Source organism: Ruegeria sp. AB8 (genome assembly GCF_056542605.1).
On record NZ_JBQGAB010000123.1, the window covers coordinates 1 to 602 of the forward strand.

Sequence of the window (602 nt, forward strand, 5' to 3'; positions counted from 1 at the left end):
AGTGTTGAAATCGCCCTGAAAGGACCCGTAGTCGGTCTCGAACGCCCAAAATGCCAGCAGCACACCCCGCGAAATGCCGTATTCCTGCTCAATCCGGTCAAACACCGCGTCGTATTTGCCCGACATGGCCTTGCCCCGGTCGATCCGGTTCTGTGAAATCAGGCGCCGCGAGAAGTCGATGAATGGTTTCTGGAATACGCCCTGCGCGCGGTCGGCTTTCAGAACGGCTCCGTCCTGCTGCACGCCCTTGAAAAAGCTGTTGACGGTGGATTTGTCGTAACCCTGCTGAATGGCTTCGGCTTTCAGCCCTTTGACGAAGGTATTGAACCCACCGCCGCATTGGGCGAGTGCAGGCGAGGCGAAGAGGGCGGCGGCAATAAGGCCGGAAAGGAAACGCATAAGGCTGATCCGTCAGAATATGAAGTTGAACCCAACCCACACCGACACGAGCCCAAGCGCAAGCCCCCATACCTGCCAGAGTATGTCTGATGCGCGAAAAACCTCCGCCGCGTCGATATTCTGCCGCGCATTCCCGTTCACCCAAGCAAGATCCCGCATCTGGCCATCATAGCTGCGCGGTCCGGCCAGTGCGATATCAAGCG

Annotated in this window: 1 protein-coding gene and 1 pseudogene; both read right to left on the minus strand. The window is 58.1% G+C overall.

The genetic code is table 11. The features are described from left to right. Positions 1–399, minus strand: a 399-nt coding sequence (locus tag ACR0CG_RS24100) for a lytic murein transglycosylase (RefSeq protein WP_480528049.1), incomplete at its 3' end; no start/stop codon positions are given. 12 nt (positions 400–411) lie between these two features. After that, positions 412–602: pseudogene (locus tag ACR0CG_RS24105) on the minus strand (adenosylcobinamide-phosphate synthase CbiB); the annotation flags it as partial.